Annotated in this window: 15 protein-coding genes and 2 tRNA genes; 15 read left to right on the top strand and 2 right to left on the bottom strand. The window is 52.6% G+C overall.

The genetic code is table 11. From position 1 onward, the window contains the following. Positions 1 to 33 precede the first annotated feature (33 nt). A tRNA-Ala gene (locus LOS15_RS10080) sits at positions 34 to 109 on the top strand. A 40-nt stretch (positions 110 to 149) separates the two neighbouring features. After that, positions 150 to 225, top strand: a tRNA-Glu gene (locus LOS15_RS10075). 369 nt (positions 226 to 594) lie between these two features. Here the strand turns inward: LOS15_RS10075 and LOS15_RS10070 are convergent. Together LOS15_RS10070 and gltA are read right to left on the bottom strand one after the other, a co-directional pair. After that, on the bottom strand, positions 595 to 1,476 hold the full coding sequence (locus LOS15_RS10070; RefSeq protein WP_263065672.1) for an NAD(P)-dependent oxidoreductase: 882 nt from the start codon (positions 1,474 to 1,476) through the stop codon (positions 595 to 597). 122 nt (positions 1,477 to 1,598) lie between these two features. After that, positions 1,599 to 2,885 carry a citrate synthase gene (gene gltA, locus LOS15_RS10065; RefSeq protein WP_263065670.1) on the bottom strand — a complete coding sequence of 429 codons (1,287 nt, stop codon included), beginning with the start codon at positions 2,883 to 2,885 and terminating at the stop codon, positions 1,599 to 1,601. A gap of 488 nt (positions 2,886 to 3,373) precedes the next feature. Between gltA and sdhC the strand changes: the two genes are divergently transcribed. From sdhC to LOS15_RS10000, 13 genes are all read left to right on the top strand, one after another. Continuing rightward, positions 3,374 to 3,751 carry a succinate dehydrogenase, cytochrome b556 subunit gene (gene sdhC, locus LOS15_RS10060; RefSeq protein ID WP_263069682.1) on the top strand — a complete coding sequence of 126 codons (378 nt, stop codon included), beginning with the start codon at positions 3,374 to 3,376 and terminating at the stop codon, positions 3,749 to 3,751. Beyond that, positions 3,745 to 4,092, top strand: a complete 348-nt coding sequence (sdhD, locus tag LOS15_RS10055; RefSeq protein ID WP_263065669.1) for a succinate dehydrogenase, hydrophobic membrane anchor protein — start codon at positions 3,745 to 3,747, stop codon at positions 4,090 to 4,092. The genes sdhC and sdhD overlap by 7 nt, the downstream gene beginning before the upstream one ends. A gap of 3 nt (positions 4,093 to 4,095) precedes the next feature. After that, positions 4,096 to 5,868, top strand: a complete 1,773-nt coding sequence (sdhA, locus tag LOS15_RS10050) for a succinate dehydrogenase flavoprotein subunit (RefSeq protein ID WP_263065667.1) — start codon at positions 4,096 to 4,098, stop codon at positions 5,866 to 5,868. Positions 5,869 to 5,895: 27 nt separating this feature from the next. Beyond that, complete coding sequence (locus LOS15_RS10045) at positions 5,896 to 6,606, top strand: succinate dehydrogenase iron-sulfur subunit (RefSeq protein ID WP_263065665.1); 711 nt, start codon at positions 5,896 to 5,898, stop codon at positions 6,604 to 6,606. Positions 6,607 to 6,946: 340 nt separating this feature from the next. Continuing rightward, positions 6,947 to 9,781, top strand: coding sequence for a 2-oxoglutarate dehydrogenase E1 component (locus LOS15_RS10040; RefSeq protein ID WP_263065663.1), 2,835 nt, complete (start codon positions 6,947 to 6,949; stop codon positions 9,779 to 9,781). A gap of 38 nt (positions 9,782 to 9,819) precedes the next feature. Continuing rightward, positions 9,820 to 11,406, top strand: coding sequence for a 2-oxoglutarate dehydrogenase complex dihydrolipoyllysine-residue succinyltransferase (odhB, locus tag LOS15_RS10035; RefSeq protein WP_263065662.1), 1,587 nt, complete (start codon positions 9,820 to 9,822; stop codon positions 11,404 to 11,406). Positions 11,407 to 11,516: 110 nt separating this feature from the next. Then, positions 11,517 to 12,956 (top strand): dihydrolipoyl dehydrogenase, encoded by a 1,440-nt coding sequence (gene lpdA, locus LOS15_RS10030; protein WP_263065661.1) that lies wholly within the window; start codon positions 11,517 to 11,519, stop codon positions 12,954 to 12,956. A gap of 151 nt (positions 12,957 to 13,107) precedes the next feature. Further along, positions 13,108 to 14,274, top strand: a complete 1,167-nt coding sequence (sucC, locus tag LOS15_RS10025; protein WP_263065659.1) for an ADP-forming succinate--CoA ligase subunit beta — start codon at positions 13,108 to 13,110, stop codon at positions 14,272 to 14,274. Beyond that, a complete protein-coding gene (gene sucD, locus LOS15_RS10020) occupies positions 14,274 to 15,146 on the top strand; it encodes a succinate--CoA ligase subunit alpha (protein ID WP_263065657.1) in 873 nt (290 codons plus the stop codon). Before sucC ends, sucD begins: the two co-directional genes overlap by 1 nt. Before the next feature lie 454 nt (positions 15,147 to 15,600). Further along, positions 15,601 to 16,623, top strand: a complete 1,023-nt coding sequence (locus LOS15_RS10015; protein ID WP_263065656.1) for a glycosyltransferase family 2 protein — start codon at positions 15,601 to 15,603, stop codon at positions 16,621 to 16,623. A 40-nt stretch (positions 16,624 to 16,663) separates the two neighbouring features. After that, positions 16,664 to 17,782: an NAD-dependent epimerase/dehydratase family protein gene (locus LOS15_RS10010; protein ID WP_263065653.1), complete on the top strand. Its 1,119-nt coding sequence runs from the start codon at positions 16,664 to 16,666 to the stop codon at positions 17,780 to 17,782. Then, a complete protein-coding gene (gene rfbF, locus LOS15_RS10005) occupies positions 17,779 to 18,555 on the top strand; it encodes a glucose-1-phosphate cytidylyltransferase (RefSeq protein WP_263065652.1) in 777 nt (258 codons plus the stop codon). The genes LOS15_RS10010 and rfbF overlap by 4 nt, the downstream gene beginning before the upstream one ends. A gap of 7 nt (positions 18,556 to 18,562) precedes the next feature. Next, on the top strand, positions 18,563 to 19,909 hold the full coding sequence (locus LOS15_RS10000) for an NAD(P)H-dependent oxidoreductase (protein WP_263065650.1): 1,347 nt from the start codon (positions 18,563 to 18,565) through the stop codon (positions 19,907 to 19,909). Positions 19,910 to 19,911: the final 2 nt, after the last annotated feature.

Here is a 19,911-nt window from a genome sequence, read left to right as displayed (position 1 = left end):
ATCAGTATTATACGCTCCGTCTTAACGACATGTGGGGCCTTAGCTCAGCTGGGAGAGCGCAACACTGGCAGTGTTGAGGTCAGCGGTTCGATCCCGCTAGGCTCCACCAATAACGAGCACTTCACGTTATTGCTCTCAAGGTTAGATACGTCCCATTCGTCTAGTGGTCTAGGACACCGCCCTTTCACGGCGGTAACAGGGGTTCGAACCCCCTATGGGACGCCACTTCTACTATTTCTTATCTTATCAATTTGCCAACGGGTTCATGCCTGTTAGTTGGCACTTTTCGTTTGCCTGCCATTTGTACCTCCCCTCTATATCGGTCACTTTTTGAGTGATTTTGTGCTTGACTTGTCCACTTTTGCGATTCTAGTGACAGGGTTGTGCACAACCCCTTGAGGTTAGCCTAAAAAATCAGCTATTTAAATTAAGTTGTTTTAAAACAGTGGCTTACGTTAGGTTAAAAAATAACCAATTTAAGGCTGGGTCACTGTTCATGGCGATTGTGGGACGTTTTCTAGTGGTTGTGAACAGGGTTATCCACAGATAGTGTGGAAAACCCTGTTCAAGACCGAGGTGCTAAAAAGTCAAGGGTTATTGTGGCTTTCGTAGCCGCTTCAAGAGAGACGAAGTGTCCCAGCGGCCGCCTTCCATGCGCTGCACATCCGCATAAAATTGATCAACCAGCGCGGTGACGGGAAGAGTGGCATCCAAGCGGCGAGCTTGCTCTAAGCAAATGTTTAAATCCTTGCGCATCCAGTTCACCGCGAAGCCGTGGTCATACTCATCGGCAATCATAGTTTTGTGGCGGTTTTCCATCTGCCAGGAGCCGGCGGCGCCTTTTGATATAACGTCGATCACCTGCTGCTGATCAAGCCCGGCCTGCTCAGCAAAATGCAGTCCCTCGGAAAGCCCTTGTACTAATCCGGCAATGCAGATTTGGTTAACCATTTTGGTGAGCTGACCGCTGCTAGCAGTGCCCATCAATGTGACGGCTTTGGAGTAGTGGGCCAGGATGGGCTGGACAGTATCAAAGTGGTGCTGTTCGCCACCGCACATAACCGTTAGTGCGCCATTTTCGGCGCCTTGCTGGCCGCCGGAGACCGGTGCATCGAGAAAGGCGACGCCCTGTTCACGGCAGGCGGCATCAAGCTCTAACGCTAAATCTGCTGAAGCGGTCGTATGGTCAATGAGAAAGCTGCCGCGACTCATAGCGCTTAATACGCCATCGCTCCCCGTAGTGACTTGTCTTACGTCGTTGTCGTTACCTACACATATCAATACAAGGTCTGCGCCTTCAGCGGCTTCTTTAGGCGTGGCATGGGCGGTGCCTCCGTGCTCTTTGGCCCAAGCGTCGGCTTTGCTGTGAGTACGGTTATACACGCGGGTGGTTAAACCCTGTTTAGCGAGATGACCTGCCATGGGGTAGCCCATAACGCCTAAGCCAATAAAGGCGACGGTTTTAATGGTATTCATAGAGCACCTTTTGGTGAGTGTAGGTTTTGCGGATTTCAATACGTGGGTTGGTGGGGTATACGCAAAAGGCCACCCTAAGGTGGCCTTTCAATATCCTATAACTCTGTCTAACAGCGACAGCGTTATTTTTTAGGATAGTCGCGCTGGTCATGGCCAATATAGAGCTGGCGCGGGCGACCAATTTTGTAGCTCTCGCTGAGCATTTCGTGCCAGTGAGAAATCCAGCCAATTGTCCGGGATACCGCAAAAATAACGGTGAACATATTGGTTGGAATACCCATTGCTTTGAGAATAATACCCGAGTAGAAATCAACGTTCGGGTAAAGCTTACGCTCGATGAAGTATTCATCTTCCAGGGCGATCTGCTCAAGCCGCTTGGCAATTTTCAGCTGCGGGTCATCAGCCATGCCCAGTTCTGCGAGTACTTCATCGCAGGTCTCTTTCATTACCTTGGCACGCGGATCGAAGTTGCGGTAAACGCGGTGTCCAAAGCCCATCAGCTTGAACGGGTCATCTTTATCTTTGGCTTTATCGACAAACCGCTGAATATTCTCTTCGGAGTCGTCGCCGATCTCATCTAGCATGTTCAGTACGGCTTCGTTGGCACCGCCGTGAGCCGGACCCCACAGTGCGGCGATACCGGCACTGATGCAGGCAAACGGATTAGCGCCAGTAGAGCCCGCTAAGCGCACTGTAGAGGTGGAAGCGTTTTGCTCATGGTCCGCATGTAGCATAAAGATGCGGTCCATGGCTTTCGCGTATACCGGATTGATTTTGTACTCTTCGCACGGGTTGCTGAACATCATGTAGAGGAAGTTCTCTGCATAGCTCAGATCGTTGCGCGGATAGTTAAAGGGCTGGCCAACGTTGTACTTGTGCGACATTGCGGCCAAGGTAGGCATTTTAGCAATGAGGCGAACAGCGCTGATGACGCGGTCTTCTTCTTGGGTGATGTCCATATGATCGTGATAGAAAGCTGCTAAGCCACCTACCACGCCGCACAGAATCGACATAGGGTGCGCATCACGGCGGAACCCTTTGAAGAAGTTGTTGATCTGGTCATGCACCATCGTGTGATTGCGAATGCGTGATTCGAAATCTGCGTACTGCTCGTCGTCAGGTAGCTCACCAAAGAGGAGGGTGTAGCATACTTCGACAAAATTAGACTCTTTGGCCAGCTGGTCGATGGGGTAGCCGCGGTGCAGCAATACACCCTTGCCGCCATCAATATAAGTGATTGCGGACTGGCAGGAAGAGGTGGCCATGAAGCCGGGGTCGTAGGTAAACAGGCCTTCAGCACCAAGGCCGCGTACGTCGATGACGTCGGGGCCAAGTGTGCCGGAATACATGGGTAGATCGATCGGTTTATCTAGACCGTCTACCGTCAATGTCGCTTTCCTGTCAGCCATGCTGGCCTCCTTTCGAATTCGGTTTGGGACGTAAAGTCGTTGTTTCGCTTACCGCGCCGGCGAAAAGGCCTGCCCACTATAGAAGCGTGCGGCATTTTGTCAATTAGCCTATTCGCCAACCATGGTTATACAAGAGTTGTTGTTATGAATAATTTCTGTATATGATGAGTAGGCAGCTTATACTATCTAAGTGCCAGAGAATTGACGATACGTTAGGAGACTTATCAAATCGCCAAACTCCTGTCACTATAGCTATGCTGCAACGCAAAATCGACTCGGTTTAGGGGTAATTATCTTGCACCATGGTCGAGTCTAGCCTGAGTTCAGTTTGTCAGCGGGGGCGAAGGTTCTTATAATCCACGGCGCGCGACCGGCAGGTAGGTGGTCGTGCTCGACTTGGCAACGGCCGAGCCCCTTCCAGCAATCACTGCCCGCTCGGGCCATGCCCGAACAGTCGCAGAGCGGGCCAAGAGAGTGTGTACAACGCCGTGAATAGCAAACGACCCGTAAATTTAGACCTAACTACGATACATTTCCCACTTCCGGCGCTAACGTCGATCACACACCGTATCACGGGTGTCATCCTGTTCGTTGGCCTGATTTTCGCTTTTTGGGCGCTGGGTAAATCCCTGTCATCTCCGGCTGGCTTTGATGCCGTCAGCAATGCGTTGGCCAACAACTTTTTGGCCAAGTTCATCGCTTGGGGGCTGCTGTCCGCTTTAGCATTCCATTTTGTTGCAGGTATCAAGCACCTGTTAATGGATGCTGATATTGGCGTCACCCTTGAAGGTGGTGTGAAAAAAGCACAGATCACTGTCGTGGTGAGTGCCGTTCTGATCATTTTGGCAGGAGTCTGGGTATGGTAACTAACATCACTAGCTTTGGCCGTAGCGGTCTTTCTGACTGGCTAATGCAGCGCGTTTCTGCGGTTATTCTGGCCCTTTATACGGTCTTTGTGGTCGCTTACCTGCTGTTCAATCCAAACCTGGATTACTACGCTTGGAGCGGGCTGTTCAGCCAAACATGGATGCGTATCTTCTCGCTGCTAGCGTTTGTTTCCATTGCAGCGCACGCCTGGATCGGTTTGTGGACTGTCACCACCGATTATCTCAAGTCCACTCGCCTGCGTGTAGGTGCCCAGACGCTGATTATTCTGGCCATCTTTGTATACCTGGTGTGGGGCATTCAAATTCTGTGGGGAGCTTGATACATGTCTAACCTTCGTAGCCTGACGTTTGACGCTATCATTATTGGTGGCGGTGGCTCTGGCCTGCGTGCTGCTCTAGAGCTGGCAAAATCCGGTAAAAAGACAGCGGTACTGTCCAAAGTGTTCCCGACGCGCTCTCACACCGTTTCTGCCCAGGGCGGTATTACCTGTGCGATCGCATCTGCCGATCCGAACGATGATTGGCGCTGGCACATGTACGACACCGTTAAAGGCGGCGACTATATCGCTGACCAAGATGCGGCTGAGTACATGTGTTCTGAAGGCCCGAAAGCGGTATTCGAGCTTGAGCACATGGGTTTACCGTTCTCTCGCTTTGATAACGGTCGTATTTATCAGCGTCCGTTTGGCGGTCAGTCGAAGAACTTTGGTGAAGGTGGTCAGGCGGCACGTACCTGTGCAGCCGCTGACCGTACCGGCCATGCGTTGCTTCACACGCTTTACCAGAACAACCTTAAGAACAACACGACGTTCTTGAACGAGTGGTATGCGGTTGATCTGGTGAAGAATGCTAACGGTGACGTTGTTGGCTGTATTGCCATGTGCATTGAAACCGGCGAAGTGGTTCACGTTAAATCGAAAGCCACTGTATTGGCCACCGGCGGTGCAGGCCGTATCTACGCCTCTACGACTAACGCCCTGATTAATACCGGTGACGGGATTGGCATGGCGCTGCGCGCTGGCTTCCCGATGCAGGACATGGAAATGTGGCAGTTCCACCCGACCGGTATTTACGGCGCGGGCACCTTGGTGACCGAAGGTTGCCGTGGTGAAGGTGGCTACCTGATCAATAAAGATGGCGAGCGTTTCATGGAGCGCTACGCACCGAACGCTAAAGACCTCGCGGGTCGTGACGTAGTAGCACGCTCCATGGTCATGGAAATCCTCGAAGGCCGCGGCTGTGGCGATAAGGGCGACCATGTCTTCTTGAAGCTTGATCACCTGGGTGAAGATGTACTTGGTAAGCGCTTGCCGGGTATTGTTGAGCTATCCAAGACGTTTGCTCACGTCGATCCTGCTAAAGATCCGATTCCGGTCGTGCCTACTTGCCACTATATGATGGGCGGCATCCCAACTAACGTTCATGGCCAGGCCATCACCCAAGACGAGAATGGCAAAGACCATATCGTTAACGGTCTGTTCGCTTGTGGTGAAGCGGCGTGTGTATCGGTTCACGGTGCTAACCGTCTCGGCGGTAACTCCCTGCTTGATCTGGTCGTGTTCGGCCGTGCGGCAGGTATGTTTATCGAAGGCGCGCTGAACGAAGGTATCGAGTATCTGGATGCCTCTGAGTCTGATATCGAATCAGCCATGAAGCGTATCACGCGCTGGAACGAATCAGAGGGCGGCGAAAGCATCCCTGAGCTTAAAGCTGAGCTGCAAGACATCATGCAGAACTCTTTCGGTGTATTCCGTGAAGAGAAAAACATGCAAGATGGGGTTAAGAAGCTGGATGAGCTGCGTGCCCGCATTGCTAACGCGCACTTGCCGGATAAATCCAATGCCTTTAACACCGCGCGTGTTGAAGCACTGGAGCTGGATAACTTGATGGAAGTGGCGGAAGCAACGGCGATTGCTGCCCTAGAGCGTAAAGAGAGCCGTGGTGCTCACTCACGCTACGACTATCCTGACCGTGATGATGTCAACTGGCTGAAACACTCGCTTTACTTCCCCGCCACCAAGGTGCTGAAGAAGCGTGACGTCAACTTTAAGCCAAAAACCGTTGATACCTTTGAGCCTAAGGTTCGTACCTACTAATCTCCGCATTGACGAGAGGGAGTCACCATGTCAAATCTTCAGGTATCCGTATACCGTTACAATCCGGAAACCGACTCCGCACCTTACATGCAGGAGTTCCAGGTCGATACAAAAGGCCGCGATCTGATGGTGTTGGATGTTCTGCACCTGATGAAAGAGCAGGATAGCGGGCTGGCGTTTCGTCGTAGCTGCCGTGAAGGCGTGTGCGGTTCCGATGGCATGAACATGAATGGCAAAAACGGCCTTGCATGTATTACGCCGCTGTCAGATGTTGTGAAAAGCAACAAGCTGACGCTGCGTCCGCTGCCTGGTTTGCCGGTTATCCGCGATATGGTCGTTGATATGGGGCTGTTCTATAAGCAGTACGAGCGTATTCAGCCGTACCTGCAAAACGACACCCCTGCACCAGCCATTGAGCGCCTGCAGTCGCCGGAAGAGCGCGATAAGCTAGACGGCCTGTACGAGTGTATTCTGTGTGCCTGCTGCTCGACGTCATGCCCCTCTTTCTGGTGGAACCCCGATAAGTTTGTTGGCCCTGCTGGCTTGCTGCAGTCTTATCGCTTCCTCGCAGATACAAGGGACACGGCAACACGCGAGCGCTTGACCAGTCTGGAAGACCCGTTCTCCGTTTTCCGCTGCCGCGGCATCATGAACTGCGTTGCGGTGTGTCCAAAAGGGCTGAATCCGACCCGCGCAATTGGTAAGATTCGTGAAATGTTGCTGGCAGACGCTACGTAAATGCCTAAAGTATGAGAAAAAAGCGAGTGCCACTTAAGTTCAGCAACAAAGCTACTTAAATCGTGGCGCTTCGCTTGTTATCATAGGGGCTATCATGCTGTGCGGCGACGCGTCGCACCCCATGACGAGTCAAGCTTAAAAGCCGGTGCTGCAAGTGCCGGCTTTTGAGCATGAACTGATAATAAAATAGCGCGTCATGAAAAACGTAGGATGAACAGGGCTTCCGGCCTCCGGTCGGCGCCGCCGGCAAATGTCCCGCCCCGCCGGCAGGGCAATAGCGATGTCGTTGCGTTAGCGTAGCGATGCCGATACCACCCCATCAGTGCAGGGTGACCGAGAGATGCAACAAGGCATAATGGATTTGATGTGGCGTTCTTCTCACGTTAGTGGCGGCAATGTCCACTACGTGGAAGCGCTTTATGAGCAGTACCTCGCCGATCCCGATTCTGTCCCCGACGAGTGGCGCAGCTATTTTGACGAGTTGCCACGTCCTGAGGGCAGTGCCTCCCACGATGTTCCACTAAGCCCGATTCGTGATCAGTTCTACCAACTAGGACGGGAAAGCCGCCCTGGGCAGGTAGTTGCCGCTGTTGATAGTGGTGAAAATAAAAAGCAGGTCAAAGTCCTGCAGCTGATCAACGCATACCGCTTCCGTGGTCATCAGAAGGCCAACATCGACCCGCTAGGGCTGCGTAATCCCACCCCCGTTCCCGACCTCGACTTGTCGTTTCATCAGCTTTCCAAAGCTGATCTTGACACCGAGTTCCAGACCGGTTCGTTTTTCTTAGGTATCGATAAAGCGCCGCTGCGTGAAATCGTTGACGCGTTGGAGCAGACGTATTGTCGCTCCATCGGTTGCGAAATCATGCACATCGTTGATACCGAAGAGAAGCGCTGGCTGCAGCGGCGTTTTGAGTCGGTTCGCAGTGCTCCCAAATTTAGCGATGACGTGCGCAAGCATATTCTTGAGCGCCTAACCGCCGCTGAAGGTTTGGAAAATTACCTGGCGTCTAAATATCCAGGCACCAAGCGTTTCGGTTTGGAAGGCGGCGAATCTTTTGTTCCGATGATGGATGAACTGATTCAGCGTGCCGGTGGTTATGGCACCAAAGAAGTCGTTATCGGTATGGCCCACCGCGGCCGCCTCAACCTGTTGGTCAATATTCTGGGTAAAAACCCTGCGGATTTGATCGATGAGTTTGATGGCAAGAAAGTGATTGAACGTGGTTCTGGCGATGTCAAATATCACCAGGGCTTTAGTTCTAACGTCATGTCGCCTGGTGGCGAAGTCCACTTGGCCATGTCCTTCAACCCGTCGCATCTGGAAATCGTCGCGCCGGTGGTTGAAGGTTCGGTGCGAGCACGCCAAGATCGCCGCAACGACGAAGAGGGCAGCAAAGTACTGCCGATCAACGTCCATGGTGACGCCGCTTTCGCCGGTCAGGGCGTGGTGATGGAGACATTCCAGATGTCTCAAACCCGTGCCTACAAAACGGGCGGCACGGTGCATATCGTCATCAACAACCAAGTGGGCTTTACCACCTCGAACCCCTTGGATGCACGCTCTACGGAATACTGTACTGACATAGCCAAAATGGTTCAGGCGCCAATTTTCCACGTTAACGGCGATGATCCAGATGCAGTGATTCACGCGACCCAAGTGGCGCTGGATTACCGCCAGCAGTTCAAGAAAGACGTGGTGATCGATCTAGTATGTTACCGCCGTCGTGGCCACAACGAAGCTGACGAGCCGTCAGGCACTCAGCCGATGATGTACGCCAAGATTAAAGACCATGCCTCATCGCGTACGGTTTATGTTCAGCGTTTGGTCGAGCAGGGCGTGATTTCCGAAGAAGACGCCAAAGCGATGGTTGAAACCTATCGCGATGACTTGGTGGCAGGCAACCATGTTGCTAATGCGTTGGTGCAAGAGCCTAACACCACGCTATTTGTGGACTGGGCGCCTTACCTTGGCCACGAGTGGACCGGCGACGCCGACACCACCTTCGATATGAAGCGCCTTCAGCAGCTAGCTGCGAAGATGTGTGACATTCCCGATGGTGTGGATGTTCAGCGTCAAGTTGCCAAGATCTATGAAGACCGTCGCAAAATGCAGGCGGGCGGCATGGGTCTCAACTGGGGCTTTGCGGAAACGTTGGCCTACGCCACGCTATTGGACCAAGGCCACCCGATCCGGATTACCGGGCAGGATGTGGGCCGTGGTACGTTCTCTCACCGGCACGCGGTGGTGCACAACCAAAAAGATGGCTCTACCTACGTGCCGCTGCAGAACATGTCTGACGGCCAACCACGCTTCACCATTCACGACTCCTTCCTATCAGAAGAAGCCGTGCTGGCGTTTGAGTATGGTTACTCGACCACCGCCCCAAATGACTTAGTTATCTGGGAAGCGCAGTTTGGTGACTTCTTCAACGGCGCCCAGGTGGTGGTTGACCAGTTCATCTCCTCCGGTGAAACCAAGTGGGGTCGCCTGTGTGGTTTAACCATGCTGCTGCCGCATGGCTACGAAGGTCAAGGGCCAGAGCACTCCTCTGCGCGTCTGGAGCGCTTCTTGCAACTGTGTGCTGAGCACAACATGCAGGTGTGTGTGCCGACCACGCCGGCGCAGATTTACCACCTTTTGCGCCGTCAGGTAATTCGTCCACTGCGCAAACCGCTGGTTGTTATGTCGCCCAAGTCGCTTTTGCGCCATAAAGAAGCAGTGTCTAGCCTTGAAGACCTTGCCCATGGCAAGTTCCACATGGTGTTGCCGGATCAGGCAGAGCTTGCCGCCGAGCAAGTCACCCGTGTGATTATGTGCGCTGGTAAGGTGTACTACGATTTAGCCAACTGGCGCGCTGAAAACGAGCGTAACGACACGGCGATTCTTCGCCTTGAGCAGCTCTATCCCTTCCCGAAAGAAGAGCTTCTGGATGTGCTCCAGGCGTATGCCAATGTGGAAGACATTGTGTGGTGCCAGGAAGAGCCGTTGAACCAAGGCGCCTGGTACTCCAGTCAGCACCACATGCGTGCCGTAGCCGATATGTTGAAAGATGGCTTCGGACGTGAGTTGAAATTTGCAGGACGTCCTGCCTCAGCTGCTCCGGCAGCAGGCTATATGTCCGTCCACACTGAACAGCAGCGCCAGCTGGTGGAAGACGCTTTTAACCTATAAGCGCCCATCGGATTTAGAGAACATATAAGGGAAACGACATGGCTATTGATATCAAAGCGCCAACCTTTCCGGAATCCGTTGCCGAGGGCACTGTTGCTGCGTGGCATAAAAAGCCGGGTGACAGCGTCGAACGTGACGAACTGATTGTTGAAATTGAAACCGATAAAGTGGTGCTCGAAGTCGTCGCACCGGAAGCGGGAACGTTGACCGACGTAATGGCAGAAGAGGGTGATACCGTCGAGTCTGAGCAAGTATTGGGCAAAATTGGCGACGCTAGTGCGTCAAGCAGTAAAGAAGACAAATCATCTGACGATGCCAATGCGAAAAAGTCCGAAGAGAAGTCCGAAGAGAAGTCCGAAGAAAAAGACGCTGAGAAGAAAGCCAGCGGCGGCAACGGCGGTGGTAAAAAGCACGATGTAAAAGCACCGAGCTTCCCTGAGTCTATTCAGGAAGGCACTGTGGCAACATGGCACAAGAAAGTCGGCGAAGCGGTGAAGCGCGATGAAGTACTCGCCGACATTGAAACCGATAAGGTTGTATTGGAAGTGGTCGCCCCTGCCGATGGTGCTTTGGCTGAAATTAAAGCCGAAGAAGGCAGTCAGGTTGAATCCGAAGCGATTTTAGCTATTTTTGCAGAAGGTGCCGGTGATGAGCCTGCAACGGCTGCTGATAAGCCTGCTGAATCATCTGCAGATGATGGCGAGAGCGACGAGAAAATTGGTGATAAAATTCTCGCCCCGGCAGCGCGTAAGATGGCCGCTGAGCACGACCTGGACGTGGCTAAGATCAAAGGCACCGGCAAAGGTGGCCGTATCCTAAAAGAAGATGTTCAGAAGGCCGTAAAAGAGGGTACCGCCAAGAAAGGCGCTAAGGCTGCTGCACCGTCAAAAGAGGCTAGTGCGACAGCACCGGTAACGGAAGGCGAGCGCATCGAAAAACGTGTCCCCATGAGCCGTCTGCGCCAAACCATTGCTAAGCGTTTGGTCCAAGCGCAGCAAACCGCAGCCATGCTGACCACCTATAACGAAGTGGACATGACTGAAATCATGGCCCTGCGTGCTCAGTACAAAGATACGTTCTTAAAAGCTCACGATATTAAGCTGGGCTTCATGGGCTTCTTTGTTAAAGCGGCTTCCGAAGCGCTCAAGCGTTTCCCGGATGTCAACGCCTCTATCGACGGTACCGACATTGTTTACCACGGCTACCAGGATATCGGCGTTGCTGTGTCTACCGACCGCGGTTTGGTGGTTCCGGTACTACGTGACACAGACAGCATGAAAATTGCCGACGTTGAGCGCACGATTGTCGATTTCGGCAAGCGCGGCCGCGAAGGCAAGTTGGGTATGGACGACATGATTGGCGGCACCTTTACGATTACCAATGGTGGTACGTTTGGTTCCTTAATGTCGACGCCGATTATCAACCCGCCGCAAACCGCGATTCTGGGTATGCATAAAATCCAGGATCGCCCGATGGCGGTGAACGGTAAGGTCGAAATTCGCCCCATGATGTACCTGGCGCTGTCCTACGACCACCGTATGATTGATGGTAAAGACGCAGTGCGGTTCCTGGTAACGATTAAAGAGTTACTTGAAGATCCTGCACGCCTGCTGTTGGACGTTTAACAAAGCGCGTTAATTTGCTCTGTTTTAACTAACGTTCTTATGCAATCGCACACTGCCTTCAGCCCGGTTTAGATCAACCGGGCTGGGGCAACCAAGCTAAAGGAGCCAACATGGCTGATAAGTTTGACGTGATCGTTATTGGTGCAGGCCCTGGTGGTTATGTTGCCGCTATTCGCGCTGCACAACTGGGCCTCAAAACCGCCTGCGTTGAAAAATGGATCGGTAAAGAAGGTAATGTTGTCCACGGCGGAACCTGCTTAAACGTGGGCTGTATCCCGTCTAAAGCGTTGCTTGAAGCGTCGCACAAGTTTGTTGAAGCCAAGCACGATTTCGACGATATGGGTATCGAAGCGGGCGACGTCACGATGGACGTCAAAAAGATGATGGCCCGTAAGGACAAGATCGTTAAGAACTTGACCGGCGGCATTTCTGGCCTGTTCAAAGCCAATGGCGTTACCGCCATTGAAGGCACCGGTAAAGTGGTGTCTGGTAAGCAGGTAGAAGTGACTGCCCTGGACGGTAACACGACCACTTACGACGCTGAGAACATCGTCGTTGCAGCAGGCTCTGTGCCGGTGGAAATTCCGCCGACGCCGCTGACAGAAGGGTTGATTGTTGACTCCACCGGTGCGCTGGAATTCCAAGAGACGCCGAAGCGTCTTGGCGTTATCGGTGCTGGCGTTATCGGCCTTGAGCTGGGCAGCGTTTGGAGCCGCCTAGGTTCTGAAGTGACCGTGCTGGAAGCGATGGACTCCTTCCTGCCGATGGTCGACACCGCGATTGCCAAAGAGACTCAGAAACTGCTCAAAAAGCAGGGTCTAGACATCAAATTGGGTGCTCGTGTGACCGGCTCGGAAGCGAAAGGTGAAGAAGTCGTCGTTAAATACACCGACAGCAACGGCGAGCAGGAAATGACCTTCGACAAGCTCATTGTATGTGTTGGTCGCCGCCCTTACACGAAAGGCGTTATCGCTGACGGCGTTAGCGTAGAACTTGACGAGCGTGGCTTTATCTTCGTCGACGACCAGTGCCGTACCAACGTGCCGGGCGTTTACGCCATCGGTGACTGTGTACGCGGCCCGATGCTGGCACACAAGGCGTCTGAAGAAGGCATCATGGTGGCTGACATCATCGCCGGCCACAAAGCCGAGATGAACTACGACACCATCCCGAACGTGATCTACACCTTCCCAGAAGTGGCGTGGGTGGGTATGACTGAGCAAGATGCCAAAGCTAAGGGCATCGAAGTCAAAACCGGTAGCTTCCCCTTCGCGGCCAGCGGCCGTGCCATGGCGAACAACGCCACCGAAGGTAGCGCCAAGATCATCGCTGATGCGGAAACTGATCGTATCCTTGGCATGCATATTGTTGGCCAGCACGCCGGTGAGATGATTGCTCAGGGCGTGATTGCGATGGAATTCGGATCTAGCGCTGAAGACCTTGCATTAACCTGCTATGCGCACCCGACCATGTCGGAAGCAGTGCATGAAGCAGCGCTTGCAGTTGAAGGTCATGCCATTCATATGGCTAACCGCAAAAAGCGTAAATAATTTACTTCAGTAATAACGAAGCGCCACCTACTAGGTGGCGCCACACTTTTGGCCTTGTAATGAAACACAAGGATCAAAAGAACGGGGATGGCCAGTTCTCTAAAAGTCACTGGTCATCGTTCGAGTCACATGCAACCAATGGCATGAATCGATGAACCTTCACGAGTATCAAGGCAAACAGCTGTTTGCTGATTATGGTCTGCCAGTGTCCAAAGGCTTTGCCGTGGACACTCCCGAAGAAGCGGAAGAAGCGTGTAAAAAAATCGGCGGTGACATGTGGGTGGTTAAAGCCCAAGTTCACGCCGGTGGCCGTGGTAAAGCGGGCGGCGTTAAGCTGATCAAAGATCCAGCTGAAGCGAAAGCGTTTGCCGAGCAGTGGCTGGGTAAAAACTTGGTGACGTTCCAGACTGACGAGAAAGGTCAGCCGGTTGCTAAGATTTTGGTTGAGACCTGCACCGATATCGCCGATGAGCTCTACCTCGGTGCGGTGGTCGATCGTACTACCCGCCGTGTGGTCTTTATGGCCTCTACCGAAGGTGGCGTGGAAATCGAGACGGTTGCTGAAGAAACGCCGGAAAAAATTCTTAAAGCTGAGATTGACCCGCTGGTCGGCGCGCAGCCCTACCAAGCGCGTGAACTGGCATTTGCGCTGGGTCTGCAAGGCGACCAGATCAAACAGTTCACCAATATTTTCCTGGGTCTGTCCAAGCTTTTCCATGAAAAAGACTTGGCCCTGTTGGAAATCAACCCGCTGGTCATCACTGACGAAGGCAACCTGCACTGTCTGGATGCCAAACTGGGTCTCGATAGCAATGCCCTGTACCGTCACCCGGACCTTCAGGCGATGCGCGATCCTTCTCAGGAAGATCAGCGTGAAGCCGACGCCGCGAAGTGGGAACTTAACTACGTAGCGCTCGACGGTAACATCGGTTGCATGGTTAACGGCGCAGGCCTGGCCATGGGCACCATGGACATCGTCAACCTGAGTGGCGGCAAGCCCGCTAACTTCCTGGACGTTGGCGGCGGCGCGACCAAAGAGCGCGTAGCCGAAGCATTCAAGATCATCCTGTCTGACGACAACGTCAAAGCTGTTCTGGTGAACATCTTCGGCGGTATCGTTCGTTGCGACATGATTGCTGAAGGCATCATCGGTGCCGTTGAGCAAGTGGGCGTTAACGTCCCGGTGGTCGTTCGCCTGGAAGGTAACAACGCTGAATTGGGCGCTGAAAAACTGGCGTCTAGCGGTCTGAACATCATCGCTGCTACCAGTCTGACCGACGCGGCTCAGCAGGTTGTTAAAGCAGCGGAGGGCAAGTAATGAGCATCCTGATCGATAAGAACACCAAGGTCATCTGCCAAGGTTTTACCGGTGGCCAGGGCACGTTCCACTCCGAGCAGGCGATTGCCTATGGCACGCAGATGGTCGGTGGTGTTACGCCGGGTAAAGGCGGCCAGACACACCTGGGCCTGCCCGTTTTCAACACCGTGAAAGAAGCGGTTGAGAAAACCGGTGCAGAAGCCAGCGTGATCTACGTACCGGCACCGTTCTGTAAAGACTCGATCCTTGAAGCCGCTAACGCTGGTATCAAGCTGATCGTGTGCATCACCGAAGGTATTGCGACCCTCGACATGCTCGACGCAAAAGTAAAATGCGATGAGCTTGGCGTGCGCCTGATTGGCCCGAACTGCCCGGGTGTTATCACCCCAGGCGAGTGCAAAATCGGTATCATGCCGGGTCACATCCACCAGCCGGGCCGCGTTGGTATCGTTTCCCGCTCTGGTACCCTGACCTATGAAGCCGTTAAGCAGACGACTGACCACGGTTTCGGACAGTCTACCTGCGTTGGTATCGGCGGTGACCCGATCCCGGGCTCCAACTTCATCGACATCCTAGAGATGTTTGAGAAGGACCCGAAAACCGAAGCGATCGTAATGATCGGCGAAATCGGCGGTACCGCCGAAGAAGAAGCCGCAGCTTACATCAAAGCCAACGTTTCCAAGCCGGTGGTTTCCTACATTGCCGGTGTCACTGCACCTCCTGGCAAGCGTATGGGCCACGCGGGCGCGATCATCTCCGGCGGTAAAGGCACCGCTGATGAGAAGTTTGCTGCCCTAGAAGATGCCGGCGTGAAAACCGTGCGTTCTTTGGCTGAAATCGGCGATGCACTGAAAGAAGTCACTGGCTGGTAAGCCCTGACCTCTACTCGCACGCTATAAGGGCGCCCCTAGGGGCGCCCTTATTCGTTGGTGCTCGGTTAATGTTTGCCGCTTTTTTTAGTTGCCTCATAAGAAGACATTTGCGTCTCAAGATGAAATAAAGCAATGAATAATAAAGGACAATTGGAAAACTGCTGTTTTAGGTGGCGTTATTGGATGGAAAAAATAGTACTGCCGATTAGATAGTTAATCCTTGTTAGTTATTGACAGTAAAAAACATAACGCTTATTTTTATTGTAACTTTTAGTGTTTTTTGGTTTCTTATTGTGTTTTGTGGTGGCGTTGCTTTTTTATTCACCTGTTTATTACTAAAAGAATAAAGTCGCAGCCAACGAGTTAATAAATATTGATTTTTATTAAGTAGTTGCTGGCCAGTTTGATAGGTCGATCGTTATTACGCGAGTGATTTTTTTCTGGGGCGTGTCTTATGATTAAAGTATTCGCGGTAATCCTTACATATAATCGGAAGGATCTGCTGACGCGATGCCTCAATGCGGTCTACTCCCAGACGCGACCCTGTGATTGTGTCATTGTTATTGATAATGCGAGTACTGATGATACCGAGAAAATGCTATCGGAGGTTGAGTATCCCGGCCTCATTGTCAGTGTGTTGAAGGATAATATCGGGGCTTCGGGTGGCTACAATGCGGGCTTGCGCCTTGCTTACCAGAAGGGGGCCGACTTTATTTGGGCAATGGATGATGATGTCATACCCGAAAAGGATGCGCTTCATCAGTTAATGAAGGCCGATAAAGCGCTGAAAAAGAAAAAAAGCCAAGCAGCTTTTCTTATTTCTCAAGCATTAACAGAGACCGGGCTTGCGACCAACACGCCCGCTATCAGCACATTGAAAAACCGTATTGGTTATCGGAATTGGCCTGACATGCTTGAGCTGGGCATGGTCGCTGTTCAGCGCTCCACGTTTGTCTCAATTCTTCTGCCACGGGCTGTATTAGCGCAATATGGTTTGCCTATAACAGCCATGTTTATATGGGGAGAAGATACCGAGTTCACACTCCGTATTACCCAAAAAACGCCTGGTTATTTAGTGGGTTTGAGTAAAGTTAACCATTTGCGACAAGAAGATGGGCCGATCAGTATACTGACTGAAAGCAACCCTGGGCGTTTAAAGCTGTATCGATATTTTATTCGCAATAAGCTCTTTATCTCTCGCAAGTATTACCGCTTTACCTTTTCTCGCTATGGCATGATTTCTGAGTTTTTCCGAGCATCTCGACTTTTTTTTACGCTCTTATTGAAAGGTGAGTTTAATAAATCTGCAATCGTTTTGCGGGGAGTCATCGAAAGTATATGGTTTTTCCCCGAGCCAGAAATGGCGGACACGCCTAATGAAAAAATGATAACCACGATGCGACTTGTAGAGCGCCCTTGTATAGAAAAAGCGGATGAAAGTCATCAAGGCGGAGTGGGGGTAGAAGTAGGTTCATAGGTCGGTGTAACCCATTAATAGCAAGGGTGAGGTGGTCATCGTGAAAATCTTAATCGTGGGGAATATGGGGTATGTTGGCGCCGTTGTGGTGCGAGAGCTAGCCGTACGTCATCCTGCCGCCACTCTTCATGGTTATGACAATGCGTATTTTGCGCATTGCTTGACGGGGGCTGAGCTTCTACCGGAACGGTATCTGGATCAACAATTTCTAGGCGACGTTCGGAATATTCCCGCCGGTTTTTTTGCAGGCTATACGGCGGTGATTCAACTGGCGGCGATTTCCAATGACCCTATGGGCGACCGTTTCGCTGCAGTGACAGATGACATCAATCATCAGGCAACGCTGAAGATGGCGCAAGCAGCAGCGCAGGCGGGGGTAGAAAACTTCGTGTTTGCTTCTAGCTGCAGTATTTATGGCGTCGCACTGGGCGCTCCACGCTGTGAAGAAGATCCGGTGGCACCGGTTACCGCTTATGCCCGTTCGAAAATTGCCGCTGAGAACGCATTGGCGGGCATCGACAGCGACATGGTGATTACTAGTTTACGTTTTGCGACGGCGTGTGGAATGTCGGAACGGTTACGCCTGGACTTGGTGCTTAATGATTTCGTCGCCTGTGCACTGAGTCAGCAGCACATTACCGTGCTGAGCGATGGCACGCCTTGGCGACCCTTGATCGATGTGGTGGATATGGCCAGGGCCATCGACTGGGCGGTGCAGCGTAAGCCTGAAAACGGTGGCCGCATACTCAAGATCAATACCGGCTCTAACGCGCGCAATCATCAAGTACGCGATTTGGCGACGGCAGTTGCCCAGGCTATCCCTGGCACCACGTTGAGTATTAATACTCAAGCGCCAGCAGACAGCCGTTCCTACCAAGTTGATTTCAGTTTGTTCGCTACATTGGCGCCCCACCATCAGCCACAAATGACACTGCAAAATTCGATCATAGGGTTGGTCGATGGGCTCGAGCGTATGACCTTTTCTGATGCCCAGTTCAGAGCTTCACGCTATATGCGACTGCATGCGCTACAAGCGCATATCACGTCAGGACGTCTAACCGAAAACCTTCGGTGGCAAATTCGCCATAGAGTGAATCCTACCACTCCGGCTGCAGCTACCCATGTTACTTCGACACCTTTAACGGAGGTGAGGCCATGAAAGTCGCCATTTTTGCCGGTGGGTATGGCACGCGTTTGAGTGAAGAAACCACGATTCGCCCCAAGCCGATGGTGGAAGTGGGGGGAAGACCAATCCTTTGGCACATCATGAAAATGTATGCCCATCATGGCTTAAAGGATTTCGTCGTTTTAGGCGGCTACAAGGTGGAGTACATCCGCGACTATTTTCTTAATTATCGCGGCAACCGAACCGATTACACCATCGACCTGAAAACAGGTAGCGTCGACTGGCTCGAAAGCGTGAATGATGACTGGAAAGTCACCGTATTAGATACAGGTGATGATGCCATGACCGGTGGACGGCTTAAAAAGGGCATGCCTTATCTGGCGAATGAACCCTTTTGTTTAACCTATGGCGATGGTGTGAGTGACCTGAATATCACTGCGCTGATCGATTCACATTTAGCCTCGAAAAATTGGTGCACGCTGACGGCGGTAACGCAGCCAGGCCGTTACGGGGCACTGCGCTTGAAGGAAGGCAATAGCCAAGTAGAAGGGTTTCGCGAAAAGGGGGAAATTGATGGTGGGCTGATCAATGGTGGCTTCTTTGTGTGCAACCCTGAAGTGTTTGAAATGATCGACGATAGCCAGACCGTGTGGGAAAACGGCCCCATGAATCGGATGATTGAGCTTGGCAAACTAGGCTATTTTCATCACAACGGTTACTGGCAAAGCATGGATACGCTGAGAGACAGAATGGTACTTGAGACCGCCTGGGTAAAAGGTGCCCCCTGGAAGCTCTGGAAGGATTGAACCATCGATGATTATTGTTGATACAGCGCTTGCTAGGCGAGAGGCACAGGGTAATCCTATTCGAGTAGGGTTAGTCGGCGCAGGGTTTCAAGCTAGCGGAATCGGCCTTCAGATCATGACCGCGACACCTGGGATACGCCTTTGCGCCATTGCCAATCGCCACTTGGCTGCTGCCGTTAACGTTTTTAAGCAAACCGACATTGAGCCAGTGGCCTGTGACACCCAGCAAGCGATTGAAGCAGCTGTGGCGGCTGGGCAGGCGGTGGTGACTGAGGATGCCGTGGCGCTAGCGCGCGCTGAAGGCTTGGATGCGATTGTCGAGGTCACCGGCTCACTGGAGTTTGCGGCACATGTGGTAGTGGCAGCGCTGGAGAGCGGCAAAGATGTCATTCAAATGAATGCGGAGCTCGATGGTACGGTTGGCCCTATTTTAAAAGTAAAAGCTGATGCGGCAGGCGTTGTTTATAGCTTTGCCGATGGCGACCAGCCCGGTGTACAGATGAATCTTTATCGGTTCGTCGCTGGGCTGGGTATTAAGCCTGTGCTGTGCGGCAATATTAAGGGCCTGCATGACCCTTATCGCAACCCAGCTACCCAGGAAAGCTTTGCCAAACGTTGGGGGCAAAAGCCCGCCATGGTGGCCTCTTTTGCTGATGGCACTAAGATATCGTTTGAACAGGCGATTGTGGCTAATGGCACCGGTATGCAGGTCGCGCAGCGCGGCATGCTTGGCCCTGATTTTTCTGGCGGCGTGCCCGATGGAACGCTAGTGCCCATCGAGCAAACCGTGTCGGCATTTGAACCCTACCTTAACCCAGAGGGGCCGGGGTTGGTTGACTACGTGGTAGGGGCGCAGCCGGGACCGGGAGTGTTTGTTCTAGGCACGATTGAAAGCCCTCGCCAGCGTCATTACCTCGAACTCTACAAGATGGGCAAGGGGCCTTATTACTGCTTTACAACGCCTTATCATTTATGTCATTTCGAAGTGCCTACCTCAATTGCCCGCGCCGTACTGTTTCGAGATCCCGTGTTAACACCCTTGGGTGGCCCAAGCGTGGGCGTTATTGCCATAGCCAAGAAAGCCTTGCAGACGGGCGAGAGCATTCAAGAACTCGGCGGCTTCGAAGTCTATGGGGTGGCAGAAAACATTGAGGTAATACGCAGAGAGCGGCTACTGCCTATCGGGTTGGCGCTGGGCTGCCAGGTGGTAGGTCCTATTGAAAAAGATGCGGCGCTGACCTTTGATGATGTACGCATACCGCCAGGGCGCTTGATTGATCGCCTGTATGCCGAGCAGGAAGCCATGTTTACCCCGACACTGATGCCTGCGGCTGCTGCTACCCCCACGGAGTAAGC

Origin of the sequence: Halomonas sp. 7T (assembly GCF_025643255.1) — a bacterium.
Lineage (GTDB): Bacteria > Pseudomonadota > Gammaproteobacteria > Pseudomonadales > Halomonadaceae > Vreelandella.
The sequence above is the reverse complement of the archived record's forward strand: the minus strand, read 5'-3'. Positions and strand labels throughout refer to the sequence as shown.

Excerpts from the sequence above, each read along its gene's own strand:
- sdhD (WP_263065669.1), top strand. The coding sequence starts at position 3,745 with ATGGTAACTAACATCACTAGCTTTGGCCGTAGCGGTCTTTCTGACTGG.
- odhB (WP_263065662.1), top strand. The coding sequence starts at position 9,820 with ATGGCTATTGATATCAAAGCGCCAACCTTTCCGGAATCCGTTGCCGAG.
- gltA (WP_263065670.1), bottom strand. The coding sequence starts at position 2,885 with ATGGCTGACAGGAAAGCGACATTGACGGTAGACGGTCTAGATAAACCG.
- lpdA (WP_263065661.1), top strand. The coding sequence starts at position 11,517 with ATGGCTGATAAGTTTGACGTGATCGTTATTGGTGCAGGCCCTGGTGGT.
- LOS15_RS10045 (WP_263065665.1), top strand. The coding sequence starts at position 5,896 with ATGTCAAATCTTCAGGTATCCGTATACCGTTACAATCCGGAAACCGAC.
- sucC (WP_263065659.1), top strand. The coding sequence starts at position 13,108 with ATGAACCTTCACGAGTATCAAGGCAAACAGCTGTTTGCTGATTATGGT.
- rfbF (WP_263065652.1), top strand. The coding sequence starts at position 17,779 with ATGAAAGTCGCCATTTTTGCCGGTGGGTATGGCACGCGTTTGAGTGAA.
- LOS15_RS10040 (WP_263065663.1), top strand. The coding sequence starts at position 6,947 with ATGCAACAAGGCATAATGGATTTGATGTGGCGTTCTTCTCACGTTAGT.
- LOS15_RS10070 (WP_263065672.1), bottom strand. The coding sequence starts at position 1,476 with ATGAATACCATTAAAACCGTCGCCTTTATTGGCTTAGGCGTTATGGGC.
- LOS15_RS10015 (WP_263065656.1), top strand. The coding sequence starts at position 15,601 with ATGATTAAAGTATTCGCGGTAATCCTTACATATAATCGGAAGGATCTG.
- LOS15_RS10000 (WP_263065650.1), top strand. The coding sequence starts at position 18,563 with ATGATTATTGTTGATACAGCGCTTGCTAGGCGAGAGGCACAGGGTAAT.
- sdhA (WP_263065667.1), top strand. The coding sequence starts at position 4,096 with ATGTCTAACCTTCGTAGCCTGACGTTTGACGCTATCATTATTGGTGGC.
- sucD (WP_263065657.1), top strand. The coding sequence starts at position 14,274 with ATGAGCATCCTGATCGATAAGAACACCAAGGTCATCTGCCAAGGTTTT.